Below are 15,347 nucleotides of genomic sequence, written 5' to 3'. Positions count from 1 at the left end.
TCAGTCCTCGGCAACGTTGTCTCTACCTACGATCTCGGCCAGTTCGCGGGCATAGGTCGCCGCGGCCGTTTCCGGTGAGCCGCCGCTGATCACGTCGGCGGTGGCCTGCTGGATCAGCGCCGAGACCCGGGTGTACGCGGCCTCGGCGGGGCGGAAGTAGGTGTGCGGCAAAGCCTTCGTGGCGATGTAGCGCATCAGCGGTTCGCTCGCCAGCAGGGCGTCGTTGACGTCGGTGCGGGGCATGATCTGCGCGGAGCCCAGATACTCGCGCTGGTAGGCGATCATGGCCTCGGCCGAGCTCATGAAGGTGAGCAGCGACCACGCCTGCTGCGGATAGTCGGTATTGGGATTGATCAGCCAGACCGCCCCGCCGGAGAAGGTGAGGACGTCCTTGCCGTCCACTCCCGCCCCCGGCCGCATGGCGGGGATCAGCGCATATCCGATCGTGGTGTCGCGCTCGGGCATCGGATTCGTCCCGACCGACGGGGAGATGATCGACCGCCACAGATAGTCGCTCTCGAGATAGATGCCGATCCGGCCCGCGGCGAATTCGGCGAAGGACCGATCCCGGCCCTGCGCCTCCAGATTCAGATTCGGATCGATGAGTTTGTCCGCGACCAGGCGCTGATAGAAGCCCAGCGCTGCCCGCATGGCGGCGGTATTGCCCTGCCACTTGCCCTCGGCGTGGATCAACGCGCCCGCTCCGGCGAGCAGCGGCAGGAAGCCGTTGATGGTGGTGGTCTCGGCCATGGCGGTGCCGCCGTCGAGCTGCATCGGCGTGACCCCCGGCAGTTTCGCCAGGGCCGCGGCCGCGCCGAGGATCTCGTCCCAGCTGCGCGGCTGCCACTCGGTGGGTAGCCCGGCTCGGGCGAAGAGCTCGCGGTTGTAGAACAGCACCCGGCCGTCGGTGCCCTTGGGAATGCCGTAGTCCTGCCCGCGGAATTGTTCGAGTTGCCGCACGGCCGGATAGATCTGGCTCCAGCCGTCCCACGCCGCGACGGTCTCCGCGCCGACCACCGCGGCCAGCGGTTCGATCAGCCAGCTCTGGGCGAAGTTGCCGATATCGGTGCCGTCGATGTCGAGCACGTCACCGCCGCCGCCGGTGCGCAGCTGCAAAATCTGCTTCTGCTGATAGCTGCCGTCGTCGGCGCCGCTGCCCTGGAATTTCAGGTGCACCGTGACACCGTTGGCGCGCTGCCGTGCGGTGAAGGTGGGGATCACGTAGTCGGTGATCCACCGGGCGATCGCGGAATTCTTACCGCCCTCGATCGCATTGGAGGCGATCGTGAGGGTCACGGTGGTGGCGTCGGCATTGCGGCGGGGATCGTTCACCCGGGCCGGGCGGCCGAGGCAGGCGGTCAGCAGCAGACATGCCGTCAGCGCGAGGGCCGCGATCACGGTTCGTCTGCTCACCTTCGCCCCCCACGATCACCGGGACAGCCGAAGCGTGCGAATCTCGAATGGGCGCAACGAGATATCGATACCGCCGTCGGTGATCTCGCACGGTGGGCCGTCCGGCCACGGGCGCTCGAGCAGATCGGTGACGACGGCCGCGCTCAGCGAGAACCCGGCGGTCAGCCGGGTCCGGGCACGACCGCCGCCGGATTCGTAAAGCCGAACGATCACATCGCCGGAGCGGTCGTCGGCCAGCTTCACCGACTCGACCACCACGGCCGGGTCGGTCACCTCGAGCAGCGGCGGCACGGCGGCCTCCGCACCCGGCACCTCACGAATCGGCAGATTGATGCGATAACCCTCGCGCACGGCGGTATTCACCTGCGCGCCGGGGATGAGCGCGTGACGGAAGCGGTGTACGCCGTGATCGGTATCCGGGTCCGGGAAGCGGGGCGCGCGCAGCAGCGAGGCCCGCAGGACGGTCGCGGTCCCACCACCGTCACGAGTCGTTCGGACGACGTCGTGACCGTAAGTGGCGTCGTTGGCGAGGGCGACGCCGTAGCCGGGTTCTGCCAGCAGCACCCAGCGGTGCGCGCAGATCTCGAATCGGGCCGCCTCCCAACTGGTATTGACGTGCGTCGGACGGTGGATGTGCCCGAACTGGATCTCCGCGGTCGACCGATCGGCCCGCACATCCAGCGGGAAGGCGAGCTTGAGGAACTTCTCGGCCTCGTGCCAATCCACCTCGGTCTCGATCTCGAGCCCGTGGCCGTCGGCGCGCAGGGTGAGCCACTGGCGCACGGTCGACGCCCCGAAGGTTCGCACCACGCGGACGGTGGCCTGTTCCGGACCGGTGGCTTCGAGTGCGATCTCGTCGATGTCGAGCAGATCGGTGACGGTGTTGCGGTAGAAGCGATCCACATCCCAGGCGTCCCACCGATTCGGCACATCCGGATGCAGCTGCAACAGATTGCCGCGCCGCCCCGGCGCGATGACCTCCCGGTCGGCCGCGCGGTCGTAGACCGATCGCAGTAAACCATTGGCGTCCACCGTTGTTCGCAGCGACTCGTTGCTCAGCACGTAGCCGCCGTCGGCCGCCTCGGCGGTGACCGGCCCCGCCAGCCGATGGGCGCGGGGGCCCGCGCCCATACCGGGCACGCCGTCGCGCGGATGCGGCGCGGCGTTGAACACCAGGGGCGTCTCACCCGTACCGGCCAACCGTCGCTGCGCTTCGGCGATGATCTCGGTCGCCGCGGCGGCGACCGCCGCGTGGTCGCGCTCGGCGTCGCGATAGACCCAGGCGATCGAACTGCCGGGCAGGATATCGTGGAACTGGTTGAGCAGCACCGTCTTCCAGAGCCGATCCAGCCGCTCGTAGGGATAGTCGGCATGCAGTCGCACCGCGGCGGTGGCCGCCCACAGCTCGGCCTCGCGCAGCAGATGTTCGCAGCGCCGGTTGCCCTGTTTGGTCCTGGCCTGACTGGTGTAGGTGCCGCGATGCAGTTCCAGATACAGCTCGCCCACCCACACCGGTGCGTCCGGGTACTCCTGTTCGGCCGCGCGAAAGAAATCTCGGGGCGGTTCGATCGCCACCCGCGGCGAACCCTCCAGATCGGCCAATCGGGCGGCGCGGGCCAGCATTTCGCGGGTCGGGCCGCCACCGCCGTCGCCGTGGCCGAACGGGATCATCGATCGGGTCGCCCCGCCCTTGTCGGCGAAGTTGCGTTCGGCATGCGCCAGTTCCACGCCGGACAGTTCGGAGTTGTAGGTGTCGACCGGCGGGAAGTGTGTGAAGATCCGGGTCCCGTCCAGCCCCTCCCACCAGAAGGTGTGATGCGGGAATTTGTTGGTCTGGTTCCAGCAGATCTTCTGGGTGAGGAACCAGCGCGAGCGGGACTGCGCGATCAGCTGCGGCAGCGCGGCGGTGTAGCCGAACGAGTCCGGCAGCCACACCTCCTCGGTCTCCAGCCCGAATTCCTCCAGGTAGAACCGTTTTCCGTGCACGAACTGCCGGGCCAGCGCCTCGCCGCCGGGCATATTGGTGTCCGATTCCACCCACATGCCGCCAACCGGTACGAACCGCCCCACCGCCACCAGCGCGGTGACCTCGGCGAACAGTTCGGGGGAGTGGTCCCTGATCCAGGCCAGCTGCTGGGCCTGCGACATCGCGAAGACGAAGTCGGGATGGTCGGCCATGAGCGCGGTGACATTGGCCACGGTGCGGGTGACCTTGCGGACCGTCTCGCGCAGCGGCCACAGCCACGCCGAGTCGATATGCGCGTGACCCACCGCCGAGATCCGATGTGCGCTGGCGTGCGCGGGCCGCGACAGCGCGTCGGCGAGCGCGTCCCGGGCGGCCTTGGCGGTGCCGGGCACGTCGTGGACGTCGAGCGCGTCCAGTGCGCGCTCCAGCGCGCGTAGCAGTTCCCAGCGGCGCGATCGGTCCACGGGCAGTTCGGCCATCAGCTGGGCCGCGACCTCGATATCGGAAACCAGTTCGGCCACCTCGGGATCGAAGACCGCCAGGTCGATCCGGCCGAGTCGGTACAGGGGCAGATCGCCTGCCGTCGCCCGGTCGCCCAGCGGGGTGGGCCGGAACGGGAACGGCGAGCGATTGTCGAGAATGATCGGATTGGCGGCGGCCTCCACATAGAGCTGGACCGGTTCGCCGCCGGTGGCGGGCGCGGCGACGCGCACCCAGTCGTTGCGCGGCGCGAGCCCCTTGACGATGGCGCCGTCCGGTGTACGGACCAGACCCTCGCATTGGAAACCCGGTGTGGCGCCGTCGAATCCGAGATCGATGCGGGCCTCGACGATGCGCCCGGCCCAGGCGGCGGGCACCGCGCCGCTGATGCGCAGCCAGGTGGTCGCCCACGGCGGACCCCACGCGTCGCCGACCCGGGCGGGACGGTAGTCCGCGGACAGCGCCTCGGCGAACGGGACCGGCTCGCCGGGCGCCTGCCATGACTCGACGCGCAGCGGCGCCGACGCCGGATAGACCGCGGGGCGAATGCGTTCGGCCAGTATCCGGTCGATTCGGTCCTCGACCAACACCCGATCGTCATGCATGCGCGGCTCCGATGGTTTGCGGGCTCGCGCCCGCAAATCCATGGAACCACAAGAGCTTCCGTTCGGTCGGTTGTTCGACCATCAAGCCCGGGGGAGCGGGCTCATTCGGTCGGCGCGTCCGGATCCTGCTGGGCCAGGACGAACGCGCCCTGGCCGTCGTCGTCGAGTCCGGTGTCGAGGATCTTGTCGTCGAGGAAGGCCGCGGCCTGCTGATCCAGGAAGATGCGCGAGCCCTCCGCATCGAGTATCTGGTCGTTCTCGGCCGGGGCCGCGGCGACGGCGAGCTGCAACGTCTGATCGGCGGTGAAGATCCGCAGACCCGCGTCCTGGGGCGCGCCTTCGGTGGCGGTCAGGCTGCGAACGGCCTCGAGAGCAGTGGGGGTGAGCATCAACACGATTTGTTCCTTCCCGCTGTCGTGACAAATCGACCAAGCCAAATGGCGTTCTCCTACGGGTATCCAGCGCGTGCTTGGTGAAACTACCCAGTTGCGGTGATCGCGCTCACCGGCGCGCTCACCTGGCCGGGAAGCGGATGATTCGGTCGTCGCCGGTGCGGACGTCGCCGCGGCCGTCGGTATTGGAGGTCGTCAGCCACAGCGCGCCATCGGCGGCCACCGCCACCGTGCGCAGGCGGCCGTAGCGGTCGCGCAGTTGCGCCTGCGGGGTGCCCAGGCTGCCGTCGCCGCGGATCTGGATCGTCCACAGCCGCTCACCGCGCAGCGCGGCCACGTAGAGGGTGTTGGCCGTGATCGCCAGGCCCGAGGGGGAGGCCTGCTGGGTGGACCAGGTGATCAGCGGGTTCGTGTAGCGGCCGCCCTGGGTGTTGCCCTTGCCCTCCACGACCGGCCAGCCGTAGTTGCGTCCCGGTTGGATCAGATTGACCTCGTCGTAGGTGTTCTGGCCGAATTCGGTCGCGAACAGCCGCCCGGTCGCATCCCACGCCAGGCCCTGCACATTGCGGTGACCCAGAGAGTAGACCGGCGAGTTGGCGGTCGGGTTGCCCGGGGCCGGACGGCCCTCAGGGGTCAGGCGCAGAATCTTGCCGCTGGGATTGGCCGGATCCTGCGCGCGGTTGGACTGTCCCGCGTCGCCGGTGCCGACATACAGCATGCCGTCGGGTCCGAAGGCGATTCGGCCGCCGTTGTGAATGGAGGCCTTGGCGAGCCCGGAAAAGATCACCTCTGGCTGCCCGTCCAACCGGAAACGCACGATCCGATTGTCGTTGGCGGCGGTGAAATAGGCGTAGACATAACGATCTTCGGCATACTTCGGCGATACCGCCAGGCCCAGCAGCCCGCCCTCACCCCGGGCCACCACGCCCGGCACCCGGTACACCCGCTCGGGCTTGGCGCCAGGGGATATCCGCTGGATCTCGCCCGTGTCGCGCTGGGCCACCAATGCCTTCCCGTCGGGCAGGAATGCCAGACCCCAGGGCGTATCGATGTCGCGCGCGATCTCCTCGGGCGCATTGAGATCGGGAGCTCCGGCCACCGCGTCGTTCGACGCCAGTGAAACCGCGCTCGAATCGGCGGGATTCGGGGTGGTGGCGCAGCTCGATAACAAGGTCATCAGCAGGGCTGCGGCAATCGACAAAAGTGTCGCAATACCTTTGTTTCTCATACCTTCCATTCTTCGTGAAATGCATTGGTAATTACCCGCTTTGAGGTCCTCGAGTGGGCGACCCCTACCGGCCTGGCGGCGAAAGCCGCTAGCGGCCAACCTGTTTCGGACCGGACACCGGACGCACCCTTGCGGGCGGTGGATCACGCCGAGTACTGTGCAATGTCACACATCACATGTCACTTCGGCTCGCGTCTCGCCCCAGGGAGGCTGGTATGTCCGACCCGCTCACTTCCGCCGAAACCCGCCCGTGGCACGGGATTCTGGTCGCGACGGCGCTGCCGTTCGCCGACGACTGCTCGATCGACTACGACGCCTACGCCGAGCATGTGCGCTGGTTGGCGGACAACGGATGTCACGGCGTGAGCCCGAATGGATCGCTGGGGGAGTACCAGACCCTCGACGACGAGGAGCGGGCGCGCGTGGTGCGCACCGCGGTGGCCGCTGCGCCGCCCGGATTCACGGTGCTGCCCGGGATCGCCGCCTACGGGGCGCTGCAGGCGCGGCGCTGGGCCGAGCAGGCGGCCGAGGCGGGGGCGCGGGCGGTGATGCTGTTACCGCCGAATGCCTATCGGGGCGGGCACGATACGGTGCTCGAGCACTATCGCACCGTCGCGGCGGTCGGCCTGCCGATCGTGGCCTACAACAATCCGATCGATACCCGGATCGATCTGACTCCCGAGCTGCTGGAGCGATTACACGGCGAGGGATTGATCGTCGCGGTGAAGGAGTTCACCGGCGATGTCCGGCGGTTCTACGAGATCAAGGAGCTGGCGCCGGACCTCGAGGTCGTCGTCGGCTCCGACGATGTGGTCCTGGAGCTGGCCATCGCGGGAGCGGTCGGCTGGATCGCGGGCTGTACCAACGCGATTCCGCGCGCGACGATCGACCTCTACAACGCGTCGGTGAATCGGGATCTGGACAAGGCGCTGCCGCTGTACCGGGATCTGCACCGGTTGCTGCGCTGGGACTCCAAGACCGAATTCGTCCAGGCCATCAAGCTGTCGATGGCTGTGGCCGGTCGCCGGGGCGGCCGCTGCCGTCCGCCCCGCGTGCCGCTGGCGCCGGAGGTGGCCGCGGCCGTCACCGCGGCCACCGAGGCGGTACTGGCCAAGGGCTACCGGTAGGCGAGTCGAGGAGAAACGATGTCCGACAGTGTGATCGAAGCGGAGACCACCGACCGGAGCGTCGATGCCGTGGTCGCGGCCGCGGCGGCCGCGCCCTGGGCGGAACTCGACCTCGCCGACCGTGCCCGGGTGCTGCGCGGCATCGCCGATCGGCTCGACGGGCACCGCGCCGAACTCGTGGCCCAGGCCGCGGCGGAGACCGCGCTGAGCGAGCAGCGCCTGACCGGGGAGCTGCGGCGAACGAGCTTCCAGCTGCGCCTGTTCGCGCGGATCGTGCTCGACCGCGACTTTCTCGACGTGCGCATCGACCCGCCGGACCCGGACTGGCCGATGGGCGCGCCCCGTCCGGATCTGCGGCGGATCAATGTGCCGCTGGGGCCGGTGCTCAACTTCGCGGCGAGCAACTTCCCGTTCGCCTTCTCCGTCGCCGGTGGCGATACCGCCTCGGCGCTGGCCGCGGGGTGCCCGGTCATCGTCAAGGCCAATCCCGGGCATCCCCTCCTGTCCCGGCGCGTGGGTGAGCTGGTGGCGGCGGCCCTCGGCGAAGTCGGCGCCCCGGCAGGAACATTCGGGCTGATCTTCGGGCGCGCGGCCGGTGTGCGGGCGCTGCTGCATCCGGCGGTGGCCGCGGCGACCTTCACCGGCTCCACCGCGGGCGGGCGCGCGCTGTACGACCTCGCCTGCCGCCGTCCGGTCCCGATTCCGTTCTTCGGTGAGCTGGGCTCGATCAATCCGGTCTTCGTCACCGCCGAGGCCGCTCACCGCCGCGCGGCGGAGATCGCGGCGGGCCTGGCGGCGGTGGTGAGTTCCAGCGCGGGACAGCTCTGCACCAAGCCGGGGCTGATCGCGATACCTGCCGATGCCCGGCTCGCCGACGAACTCGCCGATCTGATGCATCGCAGCCCGGCGCCCACCGGGCCGATGCTCAACGACGATATCGCCGCGGGATTCGCGGCCGCCGTCGAGCGGGTCCGCTCCCACCCCGAGGTGCGGGTGCTCGCCGGGGGCGGCCCCGGGACGGCACTGCTGCTGGCGACGACCGCCCGGGCGGTGCTGGCCGAACCCGCTGCGCTGCTGCACGAAATGTTCGGTCCGGCAACGCTTCTGGCCGAATACCGTGACACCGCGGAGCTGCTGGCGCTCGCGCGGTCGATCGGGGGCCAGCTGACGGTGTCGATATTCGGCGAGCGCGCCGACGACACCGCCCGCGCCCTGCTCGCCGCCGCGACGGCCGCCGCCGGGCGCGTGCTGTGGAACGACTGGCCCACTGGCGTATCGGTGACCTACGCCCAGCAGCACGGCGGACCGTATCCCGCCACGACCGCACCGGCGTCGACATCGGTGGGCGCCGCGGCGATCTCACGGTTCCTCCGGCCGGTCGTATACCAGCAGGTACCCGACGACCTACTGCCGCCGGAACTGCGGACCGGCAACCCGCTCGCGGTTCCGCGGTCGGTGAACGGGGCGCGGCCGCGATGACCGACGTGCTGATCATCGGCGCCGGGGTGATCGGCTGCGCCCTGGCGGAGCGGCTGGGGCGGGCCGGGGCCGCGGTCCGGATCTGCGAACAGGGTGCGGTGGCCTCGGCCACCACGGCACACGGCGAGGGCAATATCCTCGTCTCGGACAAGAGCCCCGGACCCGAACTGGACCTGGCGCTGCTGTCGCGACGACTGTGGCCGGAGGTCCTCGACCGAATCGGCACCCGCCTGCCCGCCGACGCCGCCGCGGCGGAATGGGAGCCCAAGGGCGGCATCATCGTCGCCACCACGGACGAGGGCGCGAGCGCACTGCGGGCATACGCGGCCGCTCAGCGCCGAGCGGGCGTGCGCTGCGAGGAACTCGACCCGCCACGGCTGGCGGCGGCCGAACCCGCGCTGACCCCCGACGTGCGTGCGGCGATGTACTACCCGGACGACGCCCAGGTCCAGCCGGCCGGTGCGGCAACGGCTCTGCTGGCCGCCGCGGTCACCACCGGGGCCGTGGTCGAGACCGACTGCGCCGTGCTCGCCCCGATCCTGCGCGGGGAGTCCCTGCTGGGCGTGCACACCACCCGTGGCCCGAGATTCGCCGATGTGGTGATCAACGCGGCGGGACCCTGGTCCGGCACGGTGGCCGCCCTGCTCGGCGCGCCGATCGCGATCCGCCCACGCCGCGGTGACGTACTGATCACCGCCCCGATGCCGCCAACGGTCTTCCACAAGGTCTACGACGCGGACTATATGGCCGCGGTCGCCACCCCCGACACCGCCCTGCAATCCTCGGCGGTCGTCGAATCCACCCGCGGCGGCCCACTCCTGCTCGGCTCGACCCGCCGCCGCTGCGGTTTCGACACCCGCCTGCACCTCGACAGTCTCGCCGCCATCGCCCGCAAGGCTCTCCGCCTGTTCCCCACCCTGGCCGACACCGCAATCATGCGCGCCTACAACGGCTTTCGCCCCTACGTCGACGACCACCTCCCCGTCATCGGCCCCGACCCCCGCCGCCCCGCCCTCTGGCACACCACCGGCCACGAGGGCGCAGGCATCGGCCTATCCCTCGCCACCGCCGAACTGACCAGCCATACCCTCACCGGCACCCCACCCACCCTGAACCTCACCCCCTTCCGCCCCGACCGCCCAGCGGTCATGCCCTCCACCGACCCGACAACGAAAACGGCCACCCCATGACCCCCGCCACCCACCGCTCCCAACCGACCGCAGCTACTACCCCCACCCACCGCCGCGAGACCCACCGCCCACCAGTCGATCCGTTCGACGCCCACACCACACCCAAGAAACCTTCGACGAATTCCCCACTCCGGCCACCGAATTGCGATCGGAAGCCCGTTCTCCCCGCGTTCCGCGCCGACGGCGCGGAGGCGGGCGCGAGGGGAGCCTCGACCAGCCCTGCACGGCGAGCTGCCCTTCGTGATCGGCTAGCCATATCAACCGGAGGTCTGCACCGGCGGGACAGTACTCGCGGGAGGGGTGGTTCGTTGGGGCCCCGTCGCGAGTTGGCCTTCGCGATGGAGCGGGCCGTTTTCGTTGGAGGCCAGCCTCGATGGGGCGAAGCGGCGTGGGAAGGCGGGCGATGAGTGCGCACATGATGTCTGCCGCGGGCGATCCGGTGGGGCGCGAGGACCGGTCGCTGGTCGTCACCGTTGACGGAGTTCCCGCTGGTGGGGTGGTCGGGCAGACCCTGGCGGCGGTTCTGCTGGCGGGCGGTCGGGCTGCCTGGCGCACCGCGCCCGGTGGGGGCGGGCGAGGTGTGTTCTGCGGCATCGGGATCTGCTTCGACTGTGTCGCCACGGTGAATGGGGTGCCCGATATTCGGCTGTGTCGCCGTCCCGCACGCGACGGTGACGCGGTCGTGACCCAGACTCGCGGGCCCGCGGGGGCGGGAGCGGCGCGATGACGCGGCACGTCGTCGTGATCGGCGGTGGTCCGGCCGGTTCCGCCGCTGCCGAGGCGGCCTTGAATCGGGGGGCGAGGGTCACCCTGATCGATTCGAACGAAAGCCTTGGCGGACAGTACAATCGGCGCATTCCCGCCGCATTCGGCGTTCGTCGTCCGCTGTGCGTCGGCCACGGCTATCCGGCCGCGGAGCGCCGTGCCGGGTGGCTGGTGAGGCATCCGCGTTGCGAATACCTGCCATGGGCGGCGGTCTATCAGCTGGAGCGACGGCTCGACGGCGGCGGCCCGCTCGTGCGGCTGCTGCAGGGGATCGAGGGCGAACGCCGGACGCACCACGAAATCCACGGCGACGCATTGATTCTCGCGACCGGCGCCTATGACCGGGTGTGCCCGTTCCCCGGCTGGGAACTGCCGGGGGTCTACACCGCCGGGGCCGCGCAGACCTTGGCGAAGACGCAGCGGCTGCTGGTGGGGCGCTCGATCCTGATCTCCGGGACCGGCCCGTTCCTGCTGCCGGTCGCGCAATCACTGGCCGACGCCGGGGCGCGGATTCGAGCGGTGCTCGAGGCCAACCCGGCCGCCCGCATACTCCGGCACTGGACCACCCGTCCCTGGGAACTGCGGCACAGCGCCGACAAGGCCGCCGAACTCGCCGGATATCTCACGTGCGGTGTGCGCCACCGGATCCGGCTACGCACCTCCCATGCGGTCATCGCCGTGCGCGGCGACGGTCACGTCGAGGAGGCCACGGTCGCCAGGCTCGATCACGACTGGACACCCATCCCGGGCACCCAGGTCACCGTGCCGGTGGACGCGGTCGCGGTATCGCACGGCTTCACACCCCAGACCGAATTGGTCCTGGCCGCCGGGGCCGAGCTCACCGTCGAGGGATTCGTCCGGGTCGATCGCGCGCAGCGCACCAGCGCCGAATTCGTCTGGGCCGCGGGCGAGATCACCGGCATCGGTGGCGCGCAGTCGGCCGCCGTCACCGGCACGGTCGCGGGCATCGCCGCGGCGGGCGGTGACCCGTTCGAAGACCGCGCGCTGCGTGCCCGCCACCACACCGCCCGCCGATTCGTCGCCCGCCTGGCCGCGGCCCATCCGATCCGCCCGGGAGTGCTGAGCTGGTCCACTCCGGACACGATCGTCTGCCGCTGCGAGGGCACCACCCGCGCCGAGCTGTCAGCGGCCTGGTCCCGCACTGCCGGTGACGCCCATCGCCCCACCAAACTCGCCACCCGTGCGGGCCTCGGTCCCTGCCAAGGCCGCGTCTGCGCGGCGAACATCGAGGCGCTGCGAGTCCGTCTGCATCCCGAATCGGCCGACCCGGCCCCCACCTCGATGCCACCGGGGCTCACGGCGGCGACCCCGGCCCGACGTCCGTTCGCCGCCCCGATCCGTCTTCACGAACTGGCCGCTCTCGGCGGGGCGGGCGCGGCCGATCCGGGTACCGAAACCGGACGCCGACCGCCATCGGGCCACCCCGGCCCTGCCCCGGCGGCCGCACGCGATCGCGAAGGGAATTCGTAATGCGCAGCAGCCGAATCATTTCCGCGATCGATACCCACACCGAGGGCATGCCGACGCGGGTCGTCACCGGCGGCATCGGAACCGTGCCGGGGGAGACGATGGCCGCGCGGCGGATGTATTTCGCCGAACATCTGGACGGACTGCGCCGACTGCTGGTGAACGAGCCGCGCGGGCATGCGGCGATGAGCGGGGCGATCCTGCAACCGCCCACCACCGGCGATGCGCATTACGGGGTGCTTTTCATCGAGGTCAGTGGGCTGTTGCCGATGTGCGGCCACGGCACGATGGGGGTGGCGACGGCGCTGGTGGAGGCGGGGATGGTGCCCGTCGACGAGCCGGTGACCGAGATCAAGCTCGACACTCCGGCGGGGCGGGTGGTGGCCGCGGTGAGAGTTGTTGGTGGGCACGCGGATTCGGTCACCATCCGTAACGTACCCGCGTACTGTGACAGCCTGGACAACGATATCGACGTTCCGGGGCTCGGCATGGTGCGTTACGACATGGCCTACGGCGGCAATTTCTACGCGATTGTCGACCTCGGCAAGCTCGGAGTGCCGTTCGAACGCGCCCAGCAGGACCGGATTCGCGACGCCGGACTGCGAATCATGCGGGCGGTCAACGCGACCCGATGTCCCACCCATCCGATGGACCCACGCGTCTCGGGCTGCAAACACGTCATGTTCCTCGACCCGGCCTCGCTCCCCGCGCACACCCGCAACGCCATGACCATCCATCCGGGCTGGTTCGACCGCTCCCCCTGCGGCACCGGCACTTCCGCGCTGCTGGCCCGCCAGCACGCGCGCGGACTGCTGTCCGGTGCCGACGTCCTGCGCAGTGACTCGTTCATCGGCACCACCTTCCACGCCCGCGCGGTCGAAACCACCACTGTTGGCGGGCATTCCGCCATCGTGCCCGCGGTCACCGGTCGCGCCTGGCTCACCGCGACGGCGAACTTCCTGCTCGACCCCACCGATCCCTTCCCCGAGGGGTTCGTCTTCTAGTGGACCAGCCGCACGCCGTCCCGCCCCGATCTCCACCCCGCCCGCCCTGAGGAAAGGCCCACCCATGAAACCCGTCGACACCCGCCCGCCCCGGCCCCGCCTCACGCGGCGAACCCTGTTGCGCCGCATGCCTGTCACGGTCGTCGACACCGGTGACTTCACCAAGAGCATGGGGCTGTGGCAGTTGGTCGCCCTCAGCCTCGGCGGGCTCGTCGGGGCGGGTGTGTTCTCCCTCGCCGGTGTCGTCGCCCATGACATCGCGGGCCCGGCCGTCCTCGTCTCCTTCGCCATCGCGATCGTCGCCTCCGGTGCCGCCGGGCTGTGCTACGCCGAATTCGCCGGTATGGTGCCGCGCGCGGGCTCTGCCTACACCTACGCCTACGTATCCCTCGGCGAGATCCTCGGCTTCCTGATCGGCTGGGATCTGCTGCTCGAATACACCGCCATCGTGTCGGTGGTGGCGATCGCGGTCTCCGGCTACCTCAACTACATCACCCATTACTTCGGCTTCGACCTACCCGTGTGGGCGCTCGGCGCGCCGGGCACCGGCGACGGGCATCGGGTCGACCTGTTCGCGGTGCTGTTGTGTCTGCTGCTGGCCTTCCTGCTCTCGCGCGGAACTCGCGAATCCGCCCGCGTCCAAACCGGACTCGTCGCCCTGAAGATGGCCATCGTCGCGATCGTGGTCCTGGCGGGTGCGTTCCATATCAAGGCGGGTAATTACGACCCATTCTTCCCGTTCGGTGTCGGCGGCGCGATATCCGGTGCGGCCCTGGCCTTCTTCGCCGTCTACGGCTACGACGCGATGAGCGCGGCCGCCGAGGAGTCCACCGACGGCAAACGGCTGCTGCCGAAGGCCATCATGATCAGCCTCGGCATCGCCTCGGTGGTCTACCTGCTGGTCTGTCTCGTCGTGGTCGGCATGGTCAACTATGCCGATATCAGTGTGTCCGCGCCCTTCTCCGCCGCCTTCGACGGCATCGGTATGGGCGTGCTCGGGCTGGTGATCGCGGTCGGTGCGGTCATCGGCGTCACCACCTCGGCCTTCGCCAATATGCTCGCCGTCACCCGGGTCGGCTTCGCGATGAGCCGAGACGGACTGCTGCCCAACTATTTCGGCCGATCCAATCCGCGCCGCCGGGTGCCGACCCGGGTGATCTGGCCGATCGGTGTGGTGTCCGCTCTGATTGCCGGATTTCTACCGATTCGCGAGGCCGCCGAACTCACCAATGTCGGCATCCTCATGGCCTTCGTCGTCGTCTCCCTCGGCGTCATGCGGCTGCGCCGCACCCGCCCGGACGCCGAGCGCCCGTTCCGTACGCCCTGGGTGCCGGTGGTGCCGCTGATCGGAATCGCGTTCTCGGTCTGGCTGATCAGCCATCTGACCGTGGTCACTTGGTTGCGCTTCGCGACCTGGCTGGTGCTGGGCCTGGCGCTCTACGTCTGCTTCGGCCACCGGAACTCGAAACTGAACGGCGAGCGAACGCAATTATCCTGATACCGATGGGGCGGCGCGCCCACCGGGACGGATACGGAGCATGGATGATCGAACGGCTGGACACCCGCAAACGTCCGACCCTCCGCGACCACGTCTCGGACGCCCTGCGTGCCGCGATCATCTCCGGGGAACTCGAGCCCGGCGCCCTGTACTCCGCGCCCACCCTGTCGGAACGGTTCGGGATCTCACCGACCCCGGTCCGGGAGGCCATGCTCGATCTGGTCAAGCAGGGCCTGGTGATCTCGGTGCCCAACAAGGGTTTCCGGGTTACCGAGACCTCCGAGGAGGATCTGGACGCCATCGCCAAGATCCGGATGCTGCTCGAACCGCCCAGCGTGCGCTCGATCGTCGGCACCATTCCCGACGCCGACCTCCCCGGCCTGCGCGAGCAGGCCGACAAGATCGTTCGCGCGGCGATCCGAGGTGATCTCGTCGAATACGTCGACGCCGATCGCCAGTTCCACCTCATGCTGCTCGACTACTGCAACAACCCCCGGCTGTCGCAGATCGTCAGCGACCTGCGCTCCCAAACCCGTCTGTTCGGCCTCGCCGCACTGGTCGAACGCGGCGAACTGGAGCAGTCGGCCCGCGAACACCACACCATCCTCGATCTCATCGAATCCGATCAGCCCGAGGAGGTCGAGCGCTTCCTGCGCTACCACATCGGCCACGTGCGCGGCATCTGGGCGGCGAGCAACGGCCGCGACTGACG

Annotated in this window: 12 protein-coding genes; 8 read left to right on the top strand and 4 right to left on the bottom strand. The window is 69.6% G+C overall.

Features of this window, described 5'->3' with window-relative positions:
• The 4 genes from NDR87_RS13340 to NDR87_RS13325 form a co-directional block, all read right to left on the bottom strand.
• Complete coding sequence (locus NDR87_RS13340) at positions 1-1,413, bottom strand: extracellular solute-binding protein (RefSeq protein WP_251912340.1); 1,413 nt, start codon at positions 1,411-1,413, stop codon at positions 1-3.
• 15 nt (positions 1,414-1,428) lie between these two features.
• Positions 1,429-4,464: a glycoside hydrolase family 38 C-terminal domain-containing protein gene (locus NDR87_RS13335; protein WP_251912342.1), complete on the bottom strand. Its 3,036-nt coding sequence runs from the start codon at positions 4,462-4,464 to the stop codon at positions 1,429-1,431.
• Between the two features lie 101 nt (positions 4,465-4,565).
• Entirely contained in the window at positions 4,566-4,853 is a 288-nt protein-coding gene (locus NDR87_RS13330) for a hypothetical protein (RefSeq protein ID WP_251912641.1), read from the bottom strand.
• A 124-nt stretch (positions 4,854-4,977) separates the two neighbouring features.
• Positions 4,978-6,033: a sorbosone dehydrogenase family protein gene (locus NDR87_RS13325; protein ID WP_251912344.1), complete on the bottom strand. Its 1,056-nt coding sequence runs from the start codon at positions 6,031-6,033 to the stop codon at positions 4,978-4,980.
• 266 nt (positions 6,034-6,299) lie between these two features.
• Here NDR87_RS13325 and NDR87_RS13320 point away from each other — a divergent pair, with 266 nt between their 5' ends.
• From NDR87_RS13320 to NDR87_RS13285, 8 genes are all read left to right on the top strand, one after another.
• Positions 6,300-7,211, top strand: coding sequence for a dihydrodipicolinate synthase family protein (locus NDR87_RS13320; RefSeq protein ID WP_251912345.1), 912 nt, complete (start codon positions 6,300-6,302; stop codon positions 7,209-7,211).
• An 18-nt stretch (positions 7,212-7,229) separates the two neighbouring features.
• Complete coding sequence (locus NDR87_RS13315) at positions 7,230-8,690, top strand: aldehyde dehydrogenase (NADP(+)) (RefSeq protein WP_251912346.1); 1,461 nt, start codon at positions 7,230-7,232, stop codon at positions 8,688-8,690.
• Positions 8,687-9,880, top strand: a complete 1,194-nt coding sequence (locus tag NDR87_RS13310) for an FAD-binding oxidoreductase (RefSeq protein WP_251912348.1) — start codon at positions 8,687-8,689, stop codon at positions 9,878-9,880. Before NDR87_RS13315 ends, NDR87_RS13310 begins: the two co-directional genes overlap by 4 nt.
• A gap of 403 nt (positions 9,881-10,283) precedes the next feature.
• Positions 10,284-10,607: a 2Fe-2S iron-sulfur cluster-binding protein gene (locus NDR87_RS13305; RefSeq protein ID WP_251912350.1), complete on the top strand. Its 324-nt coding sequence runs from the start codon at positions 10,284-10,286 to the stop codon at positions 10,605-10,607.
• Entirely contained in the window at positions 10,604-12,136 is a 1,533-nt protein-coding gene (locus tag NDR87_RS13300) for an FAD-dependent oxidoreductase (RefSeq protein WP_251912352.1), read from the top strand. The genes NDR87_RS13305 and NDR87_RS13300 overlap by 4 nt, the downstream gene beginning before the upstream one ends.
• Positions 12,136-13,137, top strand: coding sequence for a proline racemase family protein (locus tag NDR87_RS13295; protein ID WP_251912354.1), 1,002 nt, complete (start codon positions 12,136-12,138; stop codon positions 13,135-13,137). Before NDR87_RS13300 ends, NDR87_RS13295 begins: the two co-directional genes overlap by 1 nt.
• Positions 13,138-13,201: 64 nt before the next feature.
• Positions 13,202-14,635, top strand: a complete 1,434-nt coding sequence (locus NDR87_RS13290; RefSeq protein ID WP_251912356.1) for an amino acid permease — start codon at positions 13,202-13,204, stop codon at positions 14,633-14,635.
• A gap of 44 nt (positions 14,636-14,679) precedes the next feature.
• On the top strand, positions 14,680-15,345 hold the full coding sequence (locus NDR87_RS13285) for a GntR family transcriptional regulator (RefSeq protein WP_251912358.1): 666 nt from the start codon (positions 14,680-14,682) through the stop codon (positions 15,343-15,345).
• The last annotated feature ends 2 nt before the right edge of the window (positions 15,346-15,347 follow it).

The organism is Nocardia sp. CDC159, from assembly GCF_023740735.1.
GTDB lineage: Bacteria > Actinomycetota > Actinomycetes > Mycobacteriales > Mycobacteriaceae > Nocardia > Nocardia pulmonis.
This window is presented reverse-complemented; position numbering and strand designations above follow the sequence as displayed.

Coding starts and splice junctions, on each gene's coding strand:
- NDR87_RS13335 (WP_251912342.1), bottom strand. CDS start 4,464: ATGCATGACGATCGGGTGTTGGTCGAGGACCGAATCGACCGGATACTG.
- NDR87_RS13330 (WP_251912641.1), bottom strand. CDS start 4,853: ATGCTCACCCCCACTGCTCTCGAGGCCGTTCGCAGCCTGACCGCCACC.
- NDR87_RS13325 (WP_251912344.1), bottom strand. CDS start 6,033: ATGACCTTGTTATCGAGCTGCGCCACCACCCCGAATCCCGCCGATTCG.
- NDR87_RS13320 (WP_251912345.1), top strand. CDS start 6,300: ATGTCCGACCCGCTCACTTCCGCCGAAACCCGCCCGTGGCACGGGATT.
- NDR87_RS13315 (WP_251912346.1), top strand. CDS start 7,230: ATGTCCGACAGTGTGATCGAAGCGGAGACCACCGACCGGAGCGTCGAT.
- NDR87_RS13310 (WP_251912348.1), top strand. CDS start 8,687: ATGACCGACGTGCTGATCATCGGCGCCGGGGTGATCGGCTGCGCCCTG.
- NDR87_RS13305 (WP_251912350.1), top strand. CDS start 10,284: ATGAGTGCGCACATGATGTCTGCCGCGGGCGATCCGGTGGGGCGCGAG.
- NDR87_RS13300 (WP_251912352.1), top strand. CDS start 10,604: ATGACGCGGCACGTCGTCGTGATCGGCGGTGGTCCGGCCGGTTCCGCC.
- NDR87_RS13295 (WP_251912354.1), top strand. CDS start 12,136: ATGCGCAGCAGCCGAATCATTTCCGCGATCGATACCCACACCGAGGGC.
- NDR87_RS13290 (WP_251912356.1), top strand. CDS start 13,202: ATGAAACCCGTCGACACCCGCCCGCCCCGGCCCCGCCTCACGCGGCGA.
- NDR87_RS13285 (WP_251912358.1), top strand. CDS start 14,680: ATGATCGAACGGCTGGACACCCGCAAACGTCCGACCCTCCGCGACCAC.